This is a genomic window from Neobacillus rhizosphaerae (genome assembly GCF_937468385.1).
In the GTDB taxonomy this organism is placed as follows: domain Bacteria; phylum Bacillota; class Bacilli; order Bacillales; family Cytobacillaceae; genus Neobacillus; species Neobacillus rhizosphaerae.
In genome coordinates this window covers 17,055-34,236 of sequence record NZ_CALBWS010000044.1, presented here as the reverse complement: position 1 = coordinate 34,236, position 17,182 = coordinate 17,055, and the positions used below count along the sequence as shown (strand labels likewise).

The following is a 17,182-nucleotide window of genomic DNA, read 5'->3' as shown; positions in this document are numbered from 1 at the left end:
AATAAAGGCGGTGTGAGCAGAGCAGAACTTCACCTAATTCGAAGTGAAAAATGTATTTATTTCACTCGAATTGGATAAACTAATTCGCTTTTGCGGCGCTCCGCCCCTTTTCCATACAAAAGAGCTTGATCGAAGGATACTCCTTTCATCAAGCTCTAAACATAGGTTGGTTATTTGACAAAGAAATCTATTTAGGATGGTTGAACCGGCGGGACTAGCTTAATCTCTCGGTTTGCATAAATGGCCTCTATTTCAGCTGATTGTAACAAGGATTTAATCTCATTTGCAGGTAATTTCATGGCCACACCATTTAGGGCAGCTGAATAGGTATGGACAATGGTATAGGGGATTTGCTTCTGCCCGAGATACTTTTCAACATCCTTTCGAAAACGGGCATGACTGTCTTTGACATCCTGTTCCGCCTTTTCTATGGTTAACGGTACTCCGCTTGCTTCTGCTAGGGCAACAGCCACTTTTGCAGGTTTTGTTTTAAAGTGAATAATTATAATAACCTCTTCCTCGCTTTTTAAATTGATCTTTGGGTCAATATAAATATTCTGCGTCATTACCTCTTCCCCCTTTGGTTCAATCTGTTCCCCCTTTGGTTTATTCTGTTCTTCTTTTGATGTATTCTGTCCTTCTTTCTCTTGATAAATTGGTGTGAAAAATACACTAAAACCTAACACAGCCAACAGAGAAAAAAACAGTATAACCTTACCCCGTTTAATCATAGCCATAACAACCTTCCATTAATAGGATAATTATAAGCTACTATTATTAACAACTTATTCTAATTTACTTCCCTAGATTTTCGTTTGTCTTGATAATATTAATTAAATCAAAGGTACCATACATTTCCTTTTCAGAAAATCCCAGAATGACCGTCTTAAAGATTCTCATTCCCTTACCTTGAATATTTGGTTATATCCTTATTTTACCATTTGTATCCGCCATCCACCACCTTATCAAATAAGTGAATTCTAATGGACGGCACCAATGTCCACCACAGGCGTACATTTGTCCACGAACGGTGCCTGACACCCTTAAAAAGCTGTTCACCGTTTTAACACTTTATAAATTTTTAAATGCATCCGCTGCTTTTACGTTTTGTTTTATCATTTTGGTTTCTTTTAACCATTTTGCGGCTTTGTTCCAGGTTTCTGGGTCTTGGTAACCGAATGGTTTTTCTTTGGCATCCATGAGCGGCAGAAGGATTTCTAGGCTCTTTGTTTCGATATCCTTGTCTAGTGGTGATGATTTTTCCTCATGCTTCATTAAAAGGGATACCCCCTCTTCAGGATGGTCCACAACATATTTTTGTCCCTGCGTCATCGCGGCGATAAATTTTTTGAAAACGGCTGGTTTTTCTTTCAATCCTTTTTCACTGCCGACCAAAACTAATTCATAATAATCAGGAACACCATAATCCGCAGGATTTAATGTACGTATAGGGTGACCTTCTTTTTCCAGCAGTAATTTCTCATGGTTGATATATCCGCCGATAAGCGCATCTGTCTTTTTCGTTGCCATTGCGGGAATTAAATCCCAGCCGATATCGACCATTTTTACTTTCTCCGCATCCCCGCCATCCGATTTCATCATCGTGTGAATGATGGCTTCATCTAATGGAATCGTTGGATATCCAATCGTTTTTCCTTCCAGATCCTTTGGTGATTGAATCGGACTATTCGCAGCGACCATTAGTTGATTCAGTGGATGTCGTACGAGTGCGGCAAACGATTGGACAGGAATTTGCTCTCCACGTGCCACTAAAACCTCTGGTTGGTAGCTGATAGCCATGTCGACTTTATTAGCTGCAACGAGTTTAAGTGGATCATTTGTATCGGCAGGCATTTGAATATCCACGTCCAGGCCTTGTTCTTTAAAATAGCCCTTTTCTTTTGCTACAAAAAGAAAAGAGTGCACTGCATTTGGATACCAATCTAGCATTAAGCTTACTTTCTCTAATTTCTCCCCACCTGCTGAATTTTTATCGGCCTCACCTTTCCCACAAGCAGATAATAATAATAGGCAAAACATGATTAAAAAGCTTTTTTTCATTGATTTTCCCTTCCCTTCTAGTTGCGAATTTGATTTTTTAATAGCATTTTTTCTATGAAACTTATGATTAAAAACAACACGATTCCTAGCAATGAGAGCAGGAATATTGCGGCAAACACGGCGTCCGCCTTTAGATTTCCTGACATTCTCCGGCTAAAATAGCCTAACCCAACACTAGCACCCAGCCATTCACCGATAGTGGCTCCGACCACACAATAAACCACGGACATCTTCAAACCTGACAGGATTGAAGGCAAGGCCATTGGTAGCTGAATTTTTTTGAAAATGGTCCAACGATTTGCACCCATTGTCAGCAGTAATTCCCTGTATTCAATCCCTCCTGCCTTCAGTCCATCATAGGTACTAACAACAATTGGAAAAATGGCGATTAAAATCGTAACGGCAACTTTACTCCAAATCGAATAGCCAAACCACATGATAAAGATCGGTGAAATCGCAATCAACGGGATCGTTTGCGAAATGACAAGAAACGGGTACAATACTTTTTCTAATGGACGGGAAAAGTGCATCCCTACGCCAAGAAGAAGGCCGCCTCCAAGCGATAAACCAAAACCAAGCAAAACCTCTTTAAGGGTAGCTGGCAAATGGTCTTCCAGCAATAGCTCGCGGTTTTCTATAAGCGACATCCAAATCGCTGATGGGGAAGGCAGGATAAAAGCAGGAATCATCCCTCTTCTGACTACCCATTCCCAACCGCTTACTATTAGGATGGTTACAAGCAAAAACGGGCCATATTCCCCCAGCCATTTTTTCCAGTTACCTATCATCGTGAATCATGCACTCCAGTTCTTTTCTCATCGTAATAAACTCAGATTGATAAATTAATTCTGAACTTCTTGGTCTTGGGAGCTTGACGTTGATTTCTTGCAATGTCTCCCGTCCAAGCAAATATATTCGGTCGCTTAACAGGATGGCCTCTTCTAAATCATGAGTGATGAACACTACCGTCTTTTGTAATTCCCCCCACAGTCCTAATAACCAGCTGTGCATGTTTCGTTTTGTCAGCGAATCGAGTGCTCCAAACGGCTCGTCTAACAATAATAGGTCTCTGCCCGTCATGATTGTTCTTAAAAAAGCGACCCGCTGTCTCATTCCTCCAGAGAGTTCATCCGGATAGGCAGTTTCCCATTCCGTCAATCCAAACCGGTTTAACCATTCTCGAATCTCGGGAATTCTCCGTTGGCTATTTTCCTTCGACACTTCCAGCGGCAGCAATACATTGTCTAAAACCGTTCGCCATGGTAACAGTAAATCCTTCTGCGGCATATAGCCTACCTTCCCTAACCTGTTTCCAACGTTTTCGCCATTAATCCAGATTTCTCCTTGGTCAGGCTCTAGTAAGCCGGTAATCAATTTAAAAAGAGTACTTTTCCCAGATCCGCTTGCACCAATTACGGAGACAAATTCTCCCGCTTTCACATCCATAGTTAAATTTTGAAAAATGGGCCTGTTGCTTTCAAAAGCATATGTAAGTTTTTCGATTGAAACAAAAGATGAGTTAGACAGGCCAATCTCCTCCTTCGTAAACCATATCCCAGAACATGTATTCAAACCGGGACGTCGTCAAGAAATGGTCTGTTAAAATAGCTAACTCTCGTTCAGACTTTCCTTCTACCAACCGATCTAGCAAATCAATGAGCCACATGGCTAACGAACCAAATTCATTCGAGGAATACATTTTTACCCATTCACCATATAATGGATGCTTGCTAGAATTCGGATAGTAATCTGCTAGCATTTTGCTAATCTCCCAATAACTCCACATACAAGGCAGTAGCGATGAGATTAATTCCTCCAAAGATCCATTCTGAGCAACGTTCAGCATATACCGTGTGTAGGCTAAGTTAATGGGTGAGGGCTTAGTTTCCTCTAGCTCTTGGTGGGTAATGCCCAACTTGGCCGCGTAAGTGCGGTGCAGCTCCATTTCTCCGTTTAATGTATCATGCAATAATTTCGCAAAAAATGTCATCGTATCGAGGTCTCTGGCTTTAACCACCCCCAATGCAAAAAGCTTGGAATAGTCGATTAAAAATACATAATCCTGCTTCATGTAACGTATGAATGATTCCACTGGAAGCTCTCCACTCCCCAAGCCAACAACAAAAGGATGCTGATGGATTTTCTCCCATATATCTTTTACTTTTACATTAAGTTGTTGCGAATATTTCATTTTTGTCCCCCGTTTTGCACATTTTTAGGCTGGTTGCTGCTTTTCACCTGATTCCATTCTCTCTAAGAAGCATTTATCAGCGGAAACTTGCCATTTATCAGCGATTTCAACCAATATATCAGCGAAAATCGTTTTTTATCAGCGATTTCAGCCAATATATCAGCGAAATTATATTTTATCAGCGAATCCAAGAATTTATCAGCGATTCATATTCTCAGACCAAAGTGAATATAAAAACCCGCACACCTGGGAATGGAATAAGCGGGCTAAAAACACCTCCCACTTCCCTCAACAGGTATCAACTTGTTCAGGTTCAAAGGGTTCGGAGGCACCCTCCATCTCAAGCCTCAAGGCTTCCCCTAGTGAATGTTTATTTAGTTTTTAAAGATTGATCAGCCATTATTAAGACTTTCTTTCTTAAGAAAATAGTTAAAATCACCAACCCAAGCAGGGCTCCCGCAAAGGAGCTAAAAATGAATAAAGGAATGAAGCTAAAAAGGGTTGCTTCTTTCCCAAGTAAAAGAGTTGCAATTGGATAACAAAGAACCGCACCAATAATCCCCGTTCCAATAACTTCACCGATAAAAGCCAAATAGATTTTTCTAGTTTTTAAATATAAAAGAGATGCCAGCAATGCCCCAACCATACTTCCGGGAAAGGCAAAAACCGAACCAGTACCCATCAAATTTCTAAGTAAGGAGACACATAAGGCCTGAGCAACAGCGTAAAATGGACCCAAAAGGACAGCTGATAAAACGTTTAAAAAATGCTGAACAGGAAATATCTTGGTAAATCCCATCGGAATTGATACCAGGTTACTCGAGATCGTTCCAATCGCGATCAGCATCGCCGTCAAAGTTAATTTATGAGTTTTGTTCATCTGATTTTTTCTCCTCAACACTATCTCTTAATGCCCTCGCTGCTACCATCGGTGACGCTTCATGGCTAATTGCTGTGATCACCGAAACACCATCTGCACCTGCTTCCACGACGGATCTAGCATTTTTGTGAGTGATTCCGCCGATTCCGACGATTGGGATGGTGAAGCCTTCTTTTCTTAATGTTTGGATCAATGTTGTCCCACGGGATGGCTTGGCATCCACCTTTGTTTTCGTCGGAAAAACTGGACCAATCCCAAAATAATCCGCTCCCTCTCTCAGAGCGACCTCGGCTTCTTCAATTGAATGAACGGAAACACCGAGGATTTTATCGCCAATCTTTTCTCTGACCGATTTGACAGGCTCATCCTCTTGCCCGATATGAACCCCATCTGCATCAAGTTCAAGCGCTAGCTCGATATCGTCATTGACAATGAATGGGATTTGATGATCCCTACATATGCACTGCAGTTCTTTGGCCAGACTTAACTTTTCAGCACCTGCTAAAGCTCCGTCACCCTTCTCACGATATTGAAAAAGGGTTATCCCGCCAGCAATCACTTCCTTCAAAACTTCTTTCGGGTCTTTCAAGCAGTTGTTACTGCCCATAATAAAATAAACTTTCAGTAGCGCTCGAAGGTTGATCATGATCAAGCCAACTCCTAAATATTTTTTCTTTTTCCATATGCCCAATGGTTGGTAGGACCATGTCCGTGACCAATTTCAATCTGGTCCTCAATTGCTGCCTGAATAAACTTTTTCGCTATAACTACGGCATTATGTACAGTAGAGCCCTTCGCTAATTCAGCGGTAATCACAGCTGAAAAGGTACATCCGGTTCCATGGGTATTTTTTGTGTCAACTCGCTTGCTGCTAAAAGTGAAGAATTCCTTTCCATCAAACAGTAAATCACTGGATGATTCAAGCTCATCTTTATCATGACCGCCTTTTATGACGACATTTTTCACCCCTATTTCATATAGTCGTTTGGCAGCCTCCATTTTCCCTTCAGTTGTTCGGATTTCCATCCCGGTCAACACCTCTGCCTCCGGGATGTTCGGAGTCACAACTTCAGCAAGCGGCAATAAATGGTTTTTCATCGCAGAAATGGCTTCCTGTTGCAGCAATGAAGCCCCACCCTTCGCAATCATCACAGGATCGACGACGATATTTTTCCATTGATATTTTTTGAGTTGTGCTGAAACGACCTCGATGATTTCTGCACTAAAAAGCATTCCTGTTTTCACCGCATCTGTACCGATATCCTCCCCGATAGCTTGAATTTGTTGAATAACTGCCTCGGCTGTCATCGGATAGACTGCATGAACACCCAAAGTATTTTGCGCGGTAACAGCCGTGAGTGCCGACATGCCGAAAACCTCTAGCTCCTGAAACGTCTTCAGGTCCGCTTGAATCCCTGCTCCACCACCGCTATCAGACCCTGCGATTGTTAAGGCCTTTTCCATCATAGTAACCCCCTAAAATTCCCTAAATGAACTATATTGATTAATATCTTCAAAAGAAACGAGTGATAATTGGTTCAAAAATTCGATTTGGAAACTACCCGTGCCTAGGTCCGCTGCTATTCTAGCAGCCTTTTCCGCTGCAATCCCATAGTAAGTTAAAGCAGCCACCGTTGCCCTAAAAAAATCCTTTTCCACTCCCACAAAAGCTCCAATTACAGAGGTTAATAGGCAACCCGTTCCTGTCACCTTTGTCAAAATCGGGTGTCCATTAGTAACTACATATGTTGTTTTTCCGTCAGTTACGACATCCTCTTTTCCAGTGATGACAACCACACAGTTCATTTTTTGCGCAGCAGTGATCGCAAGTTCAGTGATATTCCCTTTGGCATCCCCTGCATCGACGCCTTTAATTTCCCACTTCTCGCCGACCACATTAGCCATTTCTGCGGCGTTACCCCTAATAATGGACACCTTTACCTCATTCATGATTTTTTGCGCGGTTTCCGTCCGATAACGAGTAGCGCCGGCACCAACCGGATCAAAGATCACAGGAACACCCGATTCATTTGCTGCCTTTCCAGCAAGGATCATCGAATCAACTGTTTGTGAATTTAACGTACCAATATTCAAAACTACTGAATTAGCAATCTGAGCCATATCAGCTACTTCTTCCACTGCATACGCCATTACCGGTGAAGCGCCAAGGGCAAGGAGCCCATTCGCCGTGAAATTAGTAACCACGACATTGGTTATGTTATGTACAAGCGGGTTAACCTCTCTTACCTTTTGCAATGTTTCGCACAAGCTGTTTTTTTCCATGTTAAACACTCCTTTTTTTTAAAAATAAAAAAGCCAGGTCCATAAAAATAGACCTGGCTAGTAAGTATAAGAATAAAATCACTTAACTCAACTACTTTCCTACGCTGGTATTACCCAGATCAGGTCCAAAGGGTTAAAAACTTAATCGTTTTCTCTCAGCCTGATTACAGGGCACCCCTAGTAGATACATTCGTATTAAATTAAGTAAATCATAACTCTATTAAATAATACTGTAAAGAAAATTGTTATAAATAAATTCTTATCAAAGGAAAACGCACTCAATAGCATTGAAGAATAAATCCAACCTTTTCAAACCGTTTATTTTTCAAATCGTCTTTGTGGATGCAGAAATACAGTATTCCAGCATCTCCCCACATAACGTCTAAATCGTCATCACTATCCATTTGAAATAATAGAACCAGCTCTTTACTTCTTGCTCTAATTTCTCGATGATTTGATTGCCAGCCATTTGTTCCATATTTATTTTCATTACTGTAATAAACCATTTCCTCAAACACATCATTCTGAATATTTAATGGCTCACCTAACATATAATGGGCGGGTAATAGGTGATCATCCTTGGAAGGCTGCATGGCTTGACTTCTGAATTCCAAGAAGTTTTCGCTCTCTTCTTCATTCAATTCAAGCCCTTCAGGGTCTTCGGAAACAGTTTGATGCTGATAAAATTTTACTTTGAAAGCTTTTAATGGTGAATAATCATCAATTGGTTCAGGGTAATCGGTTCTCGTTAATTCTGAAAGATCCCCCTTAAAATAAAGAACTTTAAAACTTCCATTATCCTCCTTTTCAAAGCCCCAAGGCTGTTCGATAATATCATAAAAAAAATAGAGAATACCCTGATCCGGTAAAATGTGATCAACATCAAAGGGTTTCGCTTCACTTAAATTAATTTGTCCTAAGAATGAGAGGTATCCATGGTGGTATTTTGGAAATTCAAAATGAGGAGGTAAATCTGGCAGTCCACCAAGTTTAGAAGTGCCAATCGGGATATTTTCCTCTGATTCCTGCATCGCTCTGATTCCAATTGCTGATTTCATTGCTTGTGAAATTTCCTTTTTCTTATGTAATAAATCAAACTCCTCTAGTAATTGGTCAAAGTTTCCCATCCTAATGCTCCTTTTAAATTGTTTTATTAGCTTTTTCCGTTTTTTTCAAAATCATAAAGTATTAGAATCATTTATTCGGTGTAACAAATGACGAAAGCTCTTTACCTAATTATCTTTACCAGCGATTATAAACCCGCTCGGCAAAGCCTAAGAAATCTCTTACTTCAATAACACTTCCATTATCAAGTACAGCCTTCCCGCTGTACCTACCAAATACTTGGTGCTGATCACTGGCAATTATCCCAATCGAAGTAAAATCAGATCGATCCAAAATAGGATTAAAGTTCATTTCAAACCGACCATCGCTTGCTGAAAAGTTCCATTGAGTCATATAATCAAATTTACCACCCTCTTTCTTCGGAATATGAAAGGTCACTTCTGCTAATTTATGTGCACGTCCATCGTAAAAGAGCATATTTTCACTTGCTGCCGATGTATCACCAAAGCCGTACCCGATATTAAAACCAAACGCTTTTCCATTCGCGACACCTGATGCTGATCCCCAGTACCATGTATTCTTGTAAGTCCAAACACCCCTTCCCCAATCCAGGATGCCAAAGGAAGTAGCGGGATTGAAATGATACTCTTGGCCATCAATTGTGACAACACCATTAGCCCTCAAACAGTTAATTTTTTGATTATAATAGAAGGCTTTTGGATCTTCCGCGAATGGCGTTGCAATCACCATCGAATCCTTTGGTTCGTCACTTAACTTGATGTCACAAAGAAAATCCTTGCCTTTATCAAAATTTTTCATGGAACACTTTAGCCTTCTCGCTGTCCCTTTATGAAGAAATTCAATATGGATTCGTTTATCTCTGTATACAACGTCACCCACTTTTGATGATGAAGGTAACTGCAACTTACCAAATGTAAAGGGCTTGATAATGCTAGTTGTTCTATATCTGGTATTTTTAAAATCCATAAAGGAAACACTTAATAGCCCCATATACGAATTATCTGCAGCTGTTAGGGCGACACCAAACTCATCATTCGCAACTAAATAATAATCCCACTCTTTGATTCGATAAGAATGCGCATGGATATCCTCACGACAATATTCGTGCAAAAGATTTGTTGCATACCCTTTGTCGTTTAGTTCACCCCTGTCATTAAGCAACTTTTGAGGTGTCTCCATTTTTCTTTGCATCCATCTCACCTCACTTATTAATCTGAAAGTTCATCTATACATTTCAATTCGAGAAACACCTTGCCAAGACCTTTACATTTTGAAAAAAAAAGAGTGTCAAATCAACATTGATTTGATACTCCAATTATCGTCAATGAATACCTTTTTTCTCCAAGTGGAATTTCCCTCATGCCTTATCGGGCTATATCCATTAGCTCTTTAAGCTCATTTGTAAATCCCTTCACCACTCGATTATCGAACACGGAGACCGGGACACCCATAAAACCAAGTTCCTCTACTTCCTTTTGATAATCAGGGTTTTCTGATACGTTCCTTGTTTCAAAAGGGATCCCTTCCTGTTTAAGTACCTGTTTTACTAAATCGCATTCAATGCAATCGTTTGTGGTATAAACGATTATCTGCTTTTTCATCACTACTTTTTCCCCTTTCTAAATTTCATAAGGCAAAGTAAAAAACGAGATCTGCCACTAACTCGAGAAATGTCATTTCTTGCGCTTTCCCAAGCAATAATTCCATTATAAACACTTGACGCTAAAATTCTATATTGGCATAAAAAAAGAAACAAACCCCGTAAAATCACGAAGTTTGCATAAAAATTTGAATTAAATTCCATTTTGTCCACCTACGGCGGACATTTAGCCAGAAATGTCTTTCTGTGGTGCCTGACACCATAAATTTAAGCCGTTATTTAAGTCGTTTTTTGATTTTTTTTATGTGAGCGAGTATTTCTTCTTTTGTGTCGGGTCTGGTTAGGGCGATGTCGATTGTTGCTTTAATGTAGCCGATTTTGTCACCTATGTCGTAGCGTTTTCCCTGAAAATTGTATGCTAAGACTGTCTTCAGTTTGTTTAGCTCATTAATGGCATCGGTAAGTTGTAGTTCATTCCCTTTTCCAATTGGGAGCTTCTCTAATATTTCAAAGATTTCAGGTTGTAATACGTAACGGCCCATGATCGCCAAATTGGAAGGAGCGTCCTCCACTTTTGGTTTTTCTATTAAAAAATCAACATTGTAAAGATTTGAACCTCCCATTGAACCCTTTGTCTTAACTATACCGTATTTACTAACATCATCTTCCGGGACATTCTGAACACCGATAACTGAACTTTTATTCTTTTCATAAACACCAATTAACTGCTTCAAACAAGGAATTTCCGACATGACGATATCGTCGCCTAATAAAACAGCAAATGGCTCTTTACCAATAAAACTTTTAGCACAAAGAATTGCATGTCCGAGCCCTTTTGGCTCCTTTTGCCGGACATAATAAATATTTACTAAGCTTGAAATTGACTGGACTTCCTTTAATGCATCTAACTTATTCTTTTTTAATAATGTATCTTCCAGCTCATAGGATTTATCAAAGTGATTCTCAATTGACCTTTTTCCCCTGCCTGTGATCAAGATAATCTCCTCAATCCCCGATGCGACCGCTTCTTCCACAATGTATTGGATTGTTGGTTTATCAACAATTGGTAACATTTCCTTTGGTTGTGCTTTTGTGGCTGGTAAAAAACGAGTTCCGAGGCCAGCGGCTGGAATAATGGCCTTGCGGATTTTCATAGCCTGCCTCCATCCATTCTCTTTTTTATCTATTTTATGCACATCGACAAACTCTGTTCATGACAAAAACCTATAAACCAACAACTCCCTTTCCCTATCGGGTCTGGGAGTTAATGGAGGTTTCTTTTAGTGGTCGGTAAATCTTTTTTATAAATTTGTGCAGCAAATCTGGAAGAATTTTTTTGCGCCGAGTCACTAGCGCGGATACGATCGCCTTTTTTTCATCCTTTGTGACATTCCAGTCATCAGGAATTAATTCAACAATTTCTTCGATTAATAGAATAGGAATGGTTTGAATTAATTTCAGTTGCTTAAAAAACTGTTCCTCATCCTCGATAAAGGACACCATTATTTGATGTGTTGCACTTTTTATCATTTCAACTGGTAAGTTTTCCAAATCACTTTGCTGCCAATTGTAAGATCCGAAAACTTCAGCCTGGTCAATAATCCAAAGATGGTAAGAATCTTCTATTTCTTCCCTTAATAGAATATTTTTGCGCGTGCGGTCCTGGTTACACAACCAATAATCAAATAAGATAATCCCTGCTAATGATGAATGATTAATAATATTGGGGACACTTGAAACCTGATGACCATCCAAACAATTAGGAACATACAATGAAGCAAATTGGGACTGTGTGTGGCTCATTTGTAAAAGTTCGGGCAATTGAGAAGAAAATCCTTGTGGAATTTCTACTATTTTGGCATAAGGGATTGGGAGTCCAAGATATCTTCCCAAGCAATAGCCAACCCATTCATTCGGTAATGATTTTTCAAAACCTTGTTGAAAATATTTCACCACATAGTCTTTTCCATCACTAAAAGCGATTAAATGAGCATTCGATTTCCCCTCTAGTTTTCTAATGTATTCAATTGGCTCGATCATGGAATATTCACCTCACCTTGGTCAGCAATAACTGTCGGGACCATTTTTTGTAACAAGTCAATATATTGATCCGCAACCACTTGAATGGCAAACTTTTCTTCCACTTTCTGAATCGCCGCCTGCGACATTTGTTGATGTATTTCTGGATGGTCGATAATATTATAGATTTGCTTAACAGCATCCTCGACATTTTGTCCTCGGAAAAGAAGTCCTGTTTCCCCATTTACCACGATTTCATTAATTGGCATGATATTAGAGGCAACAACTGGCACACCACATATCATCGATTCAATAAAGGTATTCCCGAACGATTCTGCTTTAGTAGTAGCAAGGGTGCAACCGCCAGATTGACGTATTTTCGCATAAACATGTGGCATTTGTTGATAAGGAATGACAGGAAACCATTTGATAATATCGGTAAGGTCCTCCCCTTTCCAAACAGTTGCAAACTCTTCACGCTGGATGCTCTGCGCTCCACCGATGATCCAAAATTCAATATCATTCCGTTCATTTTTAATCTGTTTGGTAATTTCAACAAGCATGGGCCAGTTCTTACGTTTGTCTAATCTGCCAATCCAACCAATAATTTTTTTACCCTTAGTCAATGTGGGCGCACTAGTGAGATCAATTTCCTCCGCAGGTAACGCCCGGAAAAAGGAAGTATCTACACCATTATAGATGACCTGGATAGGAATGGCATCTGTCAGAATAGAGACCAATCGCATTTGATATTGTGAAGGAACAATAATTAATTCTGGAAGAATTCCTTTGAAGTTTTTTAAATGGGGCTGTAGCTTAATCAGCTCTGGCGTCCGTGCTTCAATTAAAATAGGACCTTTATATTTCGCTTTTTTAATCCATTTATAGGCAGCACCCGTGTCGACGACAATGATCGCATCATAGGCATTATCATTAATGATCTTAATAATTTCCTGTTTATCCTTTGTTAAATAAACTTTGGCTACATCCTCCATAATATGGAGGCCGCCGTGATCGGTGGTATAGAGAAATTCTGTGTCGATTCCATGCTTTTTAAAATAAATAGCTCGATTTCGCCATCCTGCATTTACTCCGCCAACAGTAAGCAGACGCCAGATTACAAGTACTTTCATGTTGTTAGCTCCTTGTATTATATGGGTCCTCCTCATTTTGGGTGGCGATAATTATAGCCTGCCTTCTTTTTCTCTATAGACATGTTAGAGTAGATTCATGTTATTTATTTATATATAGTGTTGGCGTTTTTTCATGCCACCTAGACGATCACGGTATCTTTCCCCTTCAAAACGTTTTCCCCCATCGCGGTTTTTTTCATGGTGACGAGGACTTCCTTCTCCAACAAAACGTCTTTCTCCTTTGTGACCCCTGTCTTGGTCTCGGTCCCGATCTCGTTCTCGGTATCTATCCCGATCTCTGTCCCGATCTCGGTCTCGATCTCGGTCTCGATCTCGGTCTCGATCTCGGTCTCGATCTATGTCTCGATATCTGTCACGGTCTCTGTCACGGTCGCGAAGTTTTTCATGTTCAAGCGAATCCCAATATTCATCTATTTTTTTCATAACTGCTTCAGGATTTTTTCCCCGAGCCAGCATCGTTTTGACCCATTCTTCTTTGAACACCTTGTGTACTAACCCCTGTAGTTGAACAACATATTGTTCCTCATCCTTCGTTGTTAACAACTTTTCACTTAGGTTTTTCACCTTATCCTTGTCTGGTCGTTCTGGAAGCAGGATTTGATAAATTTGATGGGATATTTCTTCCATCCGGATGTAGTGGAGCCATTCAGCATATAACTCAGGTGCCATTTCTTGGACATGTGTTAAAAAGATTGCTTTATTTTCCTCCCCTAAGGAGATCAATAATTTTCGGGGAAAAGGATAAACGCGGTCACGCCAAACCGTCCTTGCCACATCGATTACTTTCAAGTTCCCATCTTCCTGTATATAAATTTGCCGTTTATGATGGTCAATCCGCTCAAAGCCAATGCTCTTAAATGTGATTAGCATTTCGATTAGCTTCCTGGAAAGTTCCGGGGTTAGAGGCTGCGATTGAAGGTATTCACGAACATCGACCCCTTTAACAATATCCATCGCGAGAAAGAGTGTCCCTTTCGCATGTATTTTCGGAAAGAGGTTGGTTTCTTGTCCAAGGGATAAAGCAAAGTGTTCACGGTCACAATCTTCGGCATTTCCGAACACCTTTACACAAATATCATCAGAAACTTGAAAGACCGCACCCTGACGACCTTTTCCAAGCATAATTAATGGTGAGTTATTTACAACATCAACATCTGAATTATCAACATTTATTACTTGGATATCTTTTAGCCAATTATTCAATTGTTTAATATCCATATTTCTCCTCCTTTAAATCCTATAAAAAATGGCGAACAAATCGTTTTCCCATTATTTGTGCAAAGACAATAAATAAAATCCTTGTGTCTTCCTCCATGTTTTCATGCTTGTCTGACTAAAATCCCATTAAACCTGTCACGAAATAACCGATAGGAGTCTAATCACTTTTTATATTTAATTCAAAGATGCTATAAAACGTATAGGCAAGTGGCTAAATATCAAAAATTCTGTATGGGGGAAATGATACTTGTGGAAACTCCTGAAATCATTCAAAAAAAATAGCAGGAAACAAAAAACACCCTCGCCATAATGACGAGGGTGCCTCAAATCAATAAAAAACTCCCGTAGTGTCCGCCTGTGGTGGACAAATAGACGAAAATGTCTTTCTGTGGTGCCTGACACCACCTTTTATCGCAACATTACACCTGTTAAGAAGGTTAAAAAGATGTGTGTGCCGAGTTTGACGGTTGGCTGGACTGGTGTGTCTTTTTGTGGGTCGAGGCAGACGATGTCCAGGTTGTTGACTTTTGGATGTCTTCCTGCCACAAGTACCCCTTCTAACAATTCGGCTGTTGTCATGCCCCCTGGTGTTGAGGCCGGTACCCCTGGGGCATAAGCAATATCAAGGACATCCATATCAACGGTTAAATAAATTGTGTCAACTTTTGCCGCCAGCTCTGCTAAACTTTGACGGACTGTTTCCTCGATGCCTTTTTTCCTCGCTTGCCCTAATGTTATATAATTGACGCCTTTTTCATCAGCATACTGCTTTAAATCCTTGGTATTAAAAAATCCATGCAAACCAATGTTGTACATATTCGAGCCTTCAACAACACCACTTTCAATCAAGTTCCGCATCGGGGTACCATTGGAAGGACCATTATCAGTCATATCACGTAAATCAAAATGGGTATCAAACTGGAGAATCCCAATTTTTTCGTCGGGCCTTGCCTGATAAATCCCTTTAACCATCATTGCCGTAATGGAATGGTCTCCGCCAATCGCGCACACCTTCGAAGTCGAGAAATGCTGATGAAGTGTTGCCGACGCTTCGATAATATTCTCATGGCAGCGGTGGATATCCGTTACATGCATCGGCACATCTCCCGCGTCAACCGCCGTCCTTCCTGACAAATCAACGTCTTCATCAAGATTATAGGTAGAAAAGCCTTTCCACGCACGGCGGAAAGCATCAGGAAATTCAGAGGCACCTGACGCGCTAATCGAAGAGCGGGAAAGTGGGACACCAACGATAACAAAATCGGTGTCCTTCCTATTTACAGGGTCAGCTGCACTTGACAAAGGCTCGATCCATTCGTGAACTTTTGAAATAACTTCTCCCTGTTCTGGTCTCACCCATATAAAGCTTGGTGGATTAAGTTTAGGATAAAGAAAGCTCTTCATTTAACTGACCTCCCCTGACTACCACCTGACCATTTTTCACCACGGTATCCGTATGGTTTATACCATAGGAGTACTGTAGCTTCATATAATTCTCAACATTAAAAATGGTAATATCCCCTTTTTTGCCAACTTCTAAACTACCAATCTCACTGCCGCGGTTAATCGCATGTGCTGCATTAATGGTCGTTGCGGTAATGACCTCAGCCGGCGTCATCCCCATTCTTAAGCAGGCAAGATTCATAATAAATGGCAGGGATACAGTTGGTGACGAACCAGGGTTACAGTCAGTCGATAACGCAACAGGCACTCCCAAATCAACCATTTTTCGGCCATTAGCAAATTCAGCCATCAAGAAATAAGCTGTTCCTGGAAGTAATACTCCGACGACACCCTTCTCCGCCATAGCCTTCATCCCTTTTTCCGATGCCTTTAATAAATGGTCTGCTGAAATAGCACCAACCTCCGCAGCTAGCTCCGCTCCTTCATACGGCTCAATTTCATCGGCATGGATTTTTGGAATTAATCCGTATTTTCGGCCGGCTTCAAGAATCATCCGAGATTGTTCCGGGGTAAAAACGCCATGCTCACAGAAGACATCATTAAATTCTGCCAGTCCAAGTTCTGCCACCTTCGGAATCATTTCCTCAGTCAGCTGCCGTATAAATTCATCAGGGTTTTCTTTATATTCCTTTGGAACGGCATGTGCCCCCATAAAGGTAGGAACAACATCAATCACATGATTTTCATTCAATTGCTTCGCTACTTCCAGCTGCTTTAGCTCAGTTTCCCATTCCATTCCATAGCCGCTTTTAGCTTCAACAGTAGTTACGCCATGACGCAAGAACTGATTTAAACGCTCAAAGCTTTGTTGAAAAAGTTCTTCATGTGTCGCTGCCTGAGTCCTTCTAGTGGTCGCATGAATTCCGCCGCCGGCGTTCATGATTTCCATGTACGTTGCACCCTGCAGGCGCATATTAAACTCATTTTCCCTGCTACCAGCAAAAACAAGATGGGTATGCGGATCTATGAGTCCAGGAGTGACAAGCTTACCCCTGGCATCCACTACCTCTACTTCAGACAAACGGCTTTCATACTTCACTAAAAGTTCTTCATCCTTACCAACTGCTTGGATAACTCCATCTTCTATCCAGACACTACCATCCTCAATGATGCCAAGCTCAGACATCTCACCCTTAACACGGGGAGTATTGGAACTCCCCTGCAAGGTAACAAGCTGGGAAGCATTCCTGATAAATATTGCCTTACTCATTCAGCTCTCATCCTTT

At 40.6% G+C, this 17,182-nt stretch carries 18 protein-coding genes and 2 riboswitches; all 18 genes read right to left on the bottom strand.

Features of this window, described 5'->3' with window-relative positions; genetic code table 11:
- Positions 1 to 191: 191 nt before the first annotated feature.
- On the bottom strand, positions 192 to 731 hold the full coding sequence (locus tag M5A78_RS22690) for a protease inhibitor I9 family protein (protein WP_248737558.1): 540 nt from the start codon (positions 729 to 731) through the stop codon (positions 192 to 194).
- 340 nt (positions 732 to 1,071) lie between these two features.
- Positions 1,072 to 2,061: an ABC transporter substrate-binding protein gene (locus M5A78_RS22685; protein WP_248737557.1), complete on the bottom strand. Its 990-nt coding sequence runs from the start codon at positions 2,059 to 2,061 to the stop codon at positions 1,072 to 1,074.
- A gap of 17 nt (positions 2,062 to 2,078) precedes the next feature.
- Positions 2,079 to 2,849, bottom strand: a complete 771-nt coding sequence (locus tag M5A78_RS22680; RefSeq protein WP_248737556.1) for an ABC transporter permease — start codon at positions 2,847 to 2,849, stop codon at positions 2,079 to 2,081.
- Entirely contained in the window at positions 2,839 to 3,633 is a 795-nt protein-coding gene (locus M5A78_RS22675) for an ABC transporter ATP-binding protein (RefSeq protein ID WP_319942327.1), read from the bottom strand. The genes M5A78_RS22680 and M5A78_RS22675 overlap by 11 nt, the downstream gene beginning before the upstream one ends.
- Positions 3,581 to 4,252: a thiaminase II gene (gene tenA, locus M5A78_RS22670; protein WP_248737555.1), complete on the bottom strand. Its 672-nt coding sequence runs from the start codon at positions 4,250 to 4,252 to the stop codon at positions 3,581 to 3,583. The genes M5A78_RS22675 and tenA overlap by 53 nt, the downstream gene beginning before the upstream one ends.
- 267 nt (positions 4,253 to 4,519) lie before the next feature.
- Positions 4,520 to 4,623: riboswitch (TPP riboswitch) on the bottom strand.
- Positions 4,623 to 5,132 carry an energy coupling factor transporter S component ThiW gene (gene thiW / locus M5A78_RS22665; protein ID WP_248737554.1) on the bottom strand — a complete coding sequence of 170 codons (510 nt, stop codon included), beginning with the start codon at positions 5,130 to 5,132 and terminating at the stop codon, positions 4,623 to 4,625. Its footprint overlaps the riboswitch before it by 1 nt.
- Complete coding sequence (gene thiE, locus M5A78_RS22660; protein WP_248737553.1) at positions 5,116 to 5,778, bottom strand: thiamine phosphate synthase; 663 nt, start codon at positions 5,776 to 5,778, stop codon at positions 5,116 to 5,118. Before thiE ends, thiW begins: the two co-directional genes overlap by 17 nt.
- Before the next feature lie 14 nt (positions 5,779 to 5,792).
- Positions 5,793 to 6,599, bottom strand: a complete 807-nt coding sequence (gene thiD, locus M5A78_RS22655; protein ID WP_248737552.1) for a bifunctional hydroxymethylpyrimidine kinase/phosphomethylpyrimidine kinase — start codon at positions 6,597 to 6,599, stop codon at positions 5,793 to 5,795.
- A gap of 9 nt (positions 6,600 to 6,608) precedes the next feature.
- Positions 6,609 to 7,415 (bottom strand): hydroxyethylthiazole kinase, encoded by an 807-nt coding sequence (thiM, locus tag M5A78_RS22650; protein WP_248737551.1) that lies wholly within the window; start codon positions 7,413 to 7,415, stop codon positions 6,609 to 6,611.
- A gap of 79 nt (positions 7,416 to 7,494) precedes the next feature.
- A riboswitch (TPP riboswitch) is annotated at positions 7,495 to 7,604 on the bottom strand.
- Positions 7,605 to 7,693: 89 nt separating this feature from the next.
- Positions 7,694 to 8,542 carry a YwqG family protein gene (locus M5A78_RS22645; RefSeq protein WP_248737550.1) on the bottom strand — a complete coding sequence of 283 codons (849 nt, stop codon included), beginning with the start codon at positions 8,540 to 8,542 and terminating at the stop codon, positions 7,694 to 7,696.
- Positions 8,543 to 8,657: 115 nt separating this feature from the next.
- Entirely contained in the window at positions 8,658 to 9,692 is a 1,035-nt protein-coding gene (locus M5A78_RS22640; RefSeq protein ID WP_248737549.1) for a DUF2804 domain-containing protein, read from the bottom strand.
- Between the two features lie 173 nt (positions 9,693 to 9,865).
- Entirely contained in the window at positions 9,866 to 10,102 is a 237-nt protein-coding gene (locus tag M5A78_RS22635; protein WP_248737548.1) for a glutaredoxin family protein, read from the bottom strand.
- Between the two features lie 274 nt (positions 10,103 to 10,376).
- The gene (gene galU, locus M5A78_RS22630; protein WP_248737547.1) at positions 10,377 to 11,255 is read right to left on the bottom strand and encodes a UTP--glucose-1-phosphate uridylyltransferase GalU; all 879 of its coding nucleotides are present in this window, start codon (positions 11,253 to 11,255) and stop codon (positions 10,377 to 10,379) included.
- 94 nt (positions 11,256 to 11,349) lie between these two features.
- Positions 11,350 to 12,141 carry a HipA family kinase gene (locus M5A78_RS22625; RefSeq protein ID WP_248737546.1) on the bottom strand — a complete coding sequence of 264 codons (792 nt, stop codon included), beginning with the start codon at positions 12,139 to 12,141 and terminating at the stop codon, positions 11,350 to 11,352.
- The gene (locus tag M5A78_RS22620; RefSeq protein WP_248737545.1) at positions 12,138 to 13,253 is read right to left on the bottom strand and encodes a glycosyltransferase family 4 protein; all 1,116 of its coding nucleotides are present in this window, start codon (positions 13,251 to 13,253) and stop codon (positions 12,138 to 12,140) included. The genes M5A78_RS22625 and M5A78_RS22620 overlap by 4 nt, the downstream gene beginning before the upstream one ends.
- Before the next feature lie 108 nt (positions 13,254 to 13,361).
- On the bottom strand, positions 13,362 to 14,492 hold the full coding sequence (locus tag M5A78_RS22615; RefSeq protein WP_248737544.1) for a serine/threonine-protein kinase: 1,131 nt from the start codon (positions 14,490 to 14,492) through the stop codon (positions 13,362 to 13,364).
- Between the two features lie 408 nt (positions 14,493 to 14,900).
- A complete protein-coding gene (locus M5A78_RS22610) occupies positions 14,901 to 15,896 on the bottom strand; it encodes an agmatinase family protein (RefSeq protein ID WP_248737543.1) in 996 nt (331 codons plus the stop codon).
- Entirely contained in the window at positions 15,874 to 17,166 is a 1,293-nt protein-coding gene (gene hutI, locus M5A78_RS22605) for an imidazolonepropionase (RefSeq protein WP_248737542.1), read from the bottom strand. The genes M5A78_RS22610 and hutI overlap by 23 nt, the downstream gene beginning before the upstream one ends.
- Positions 17,167 to 17,182: the final 16 nt, after the last annotated feature.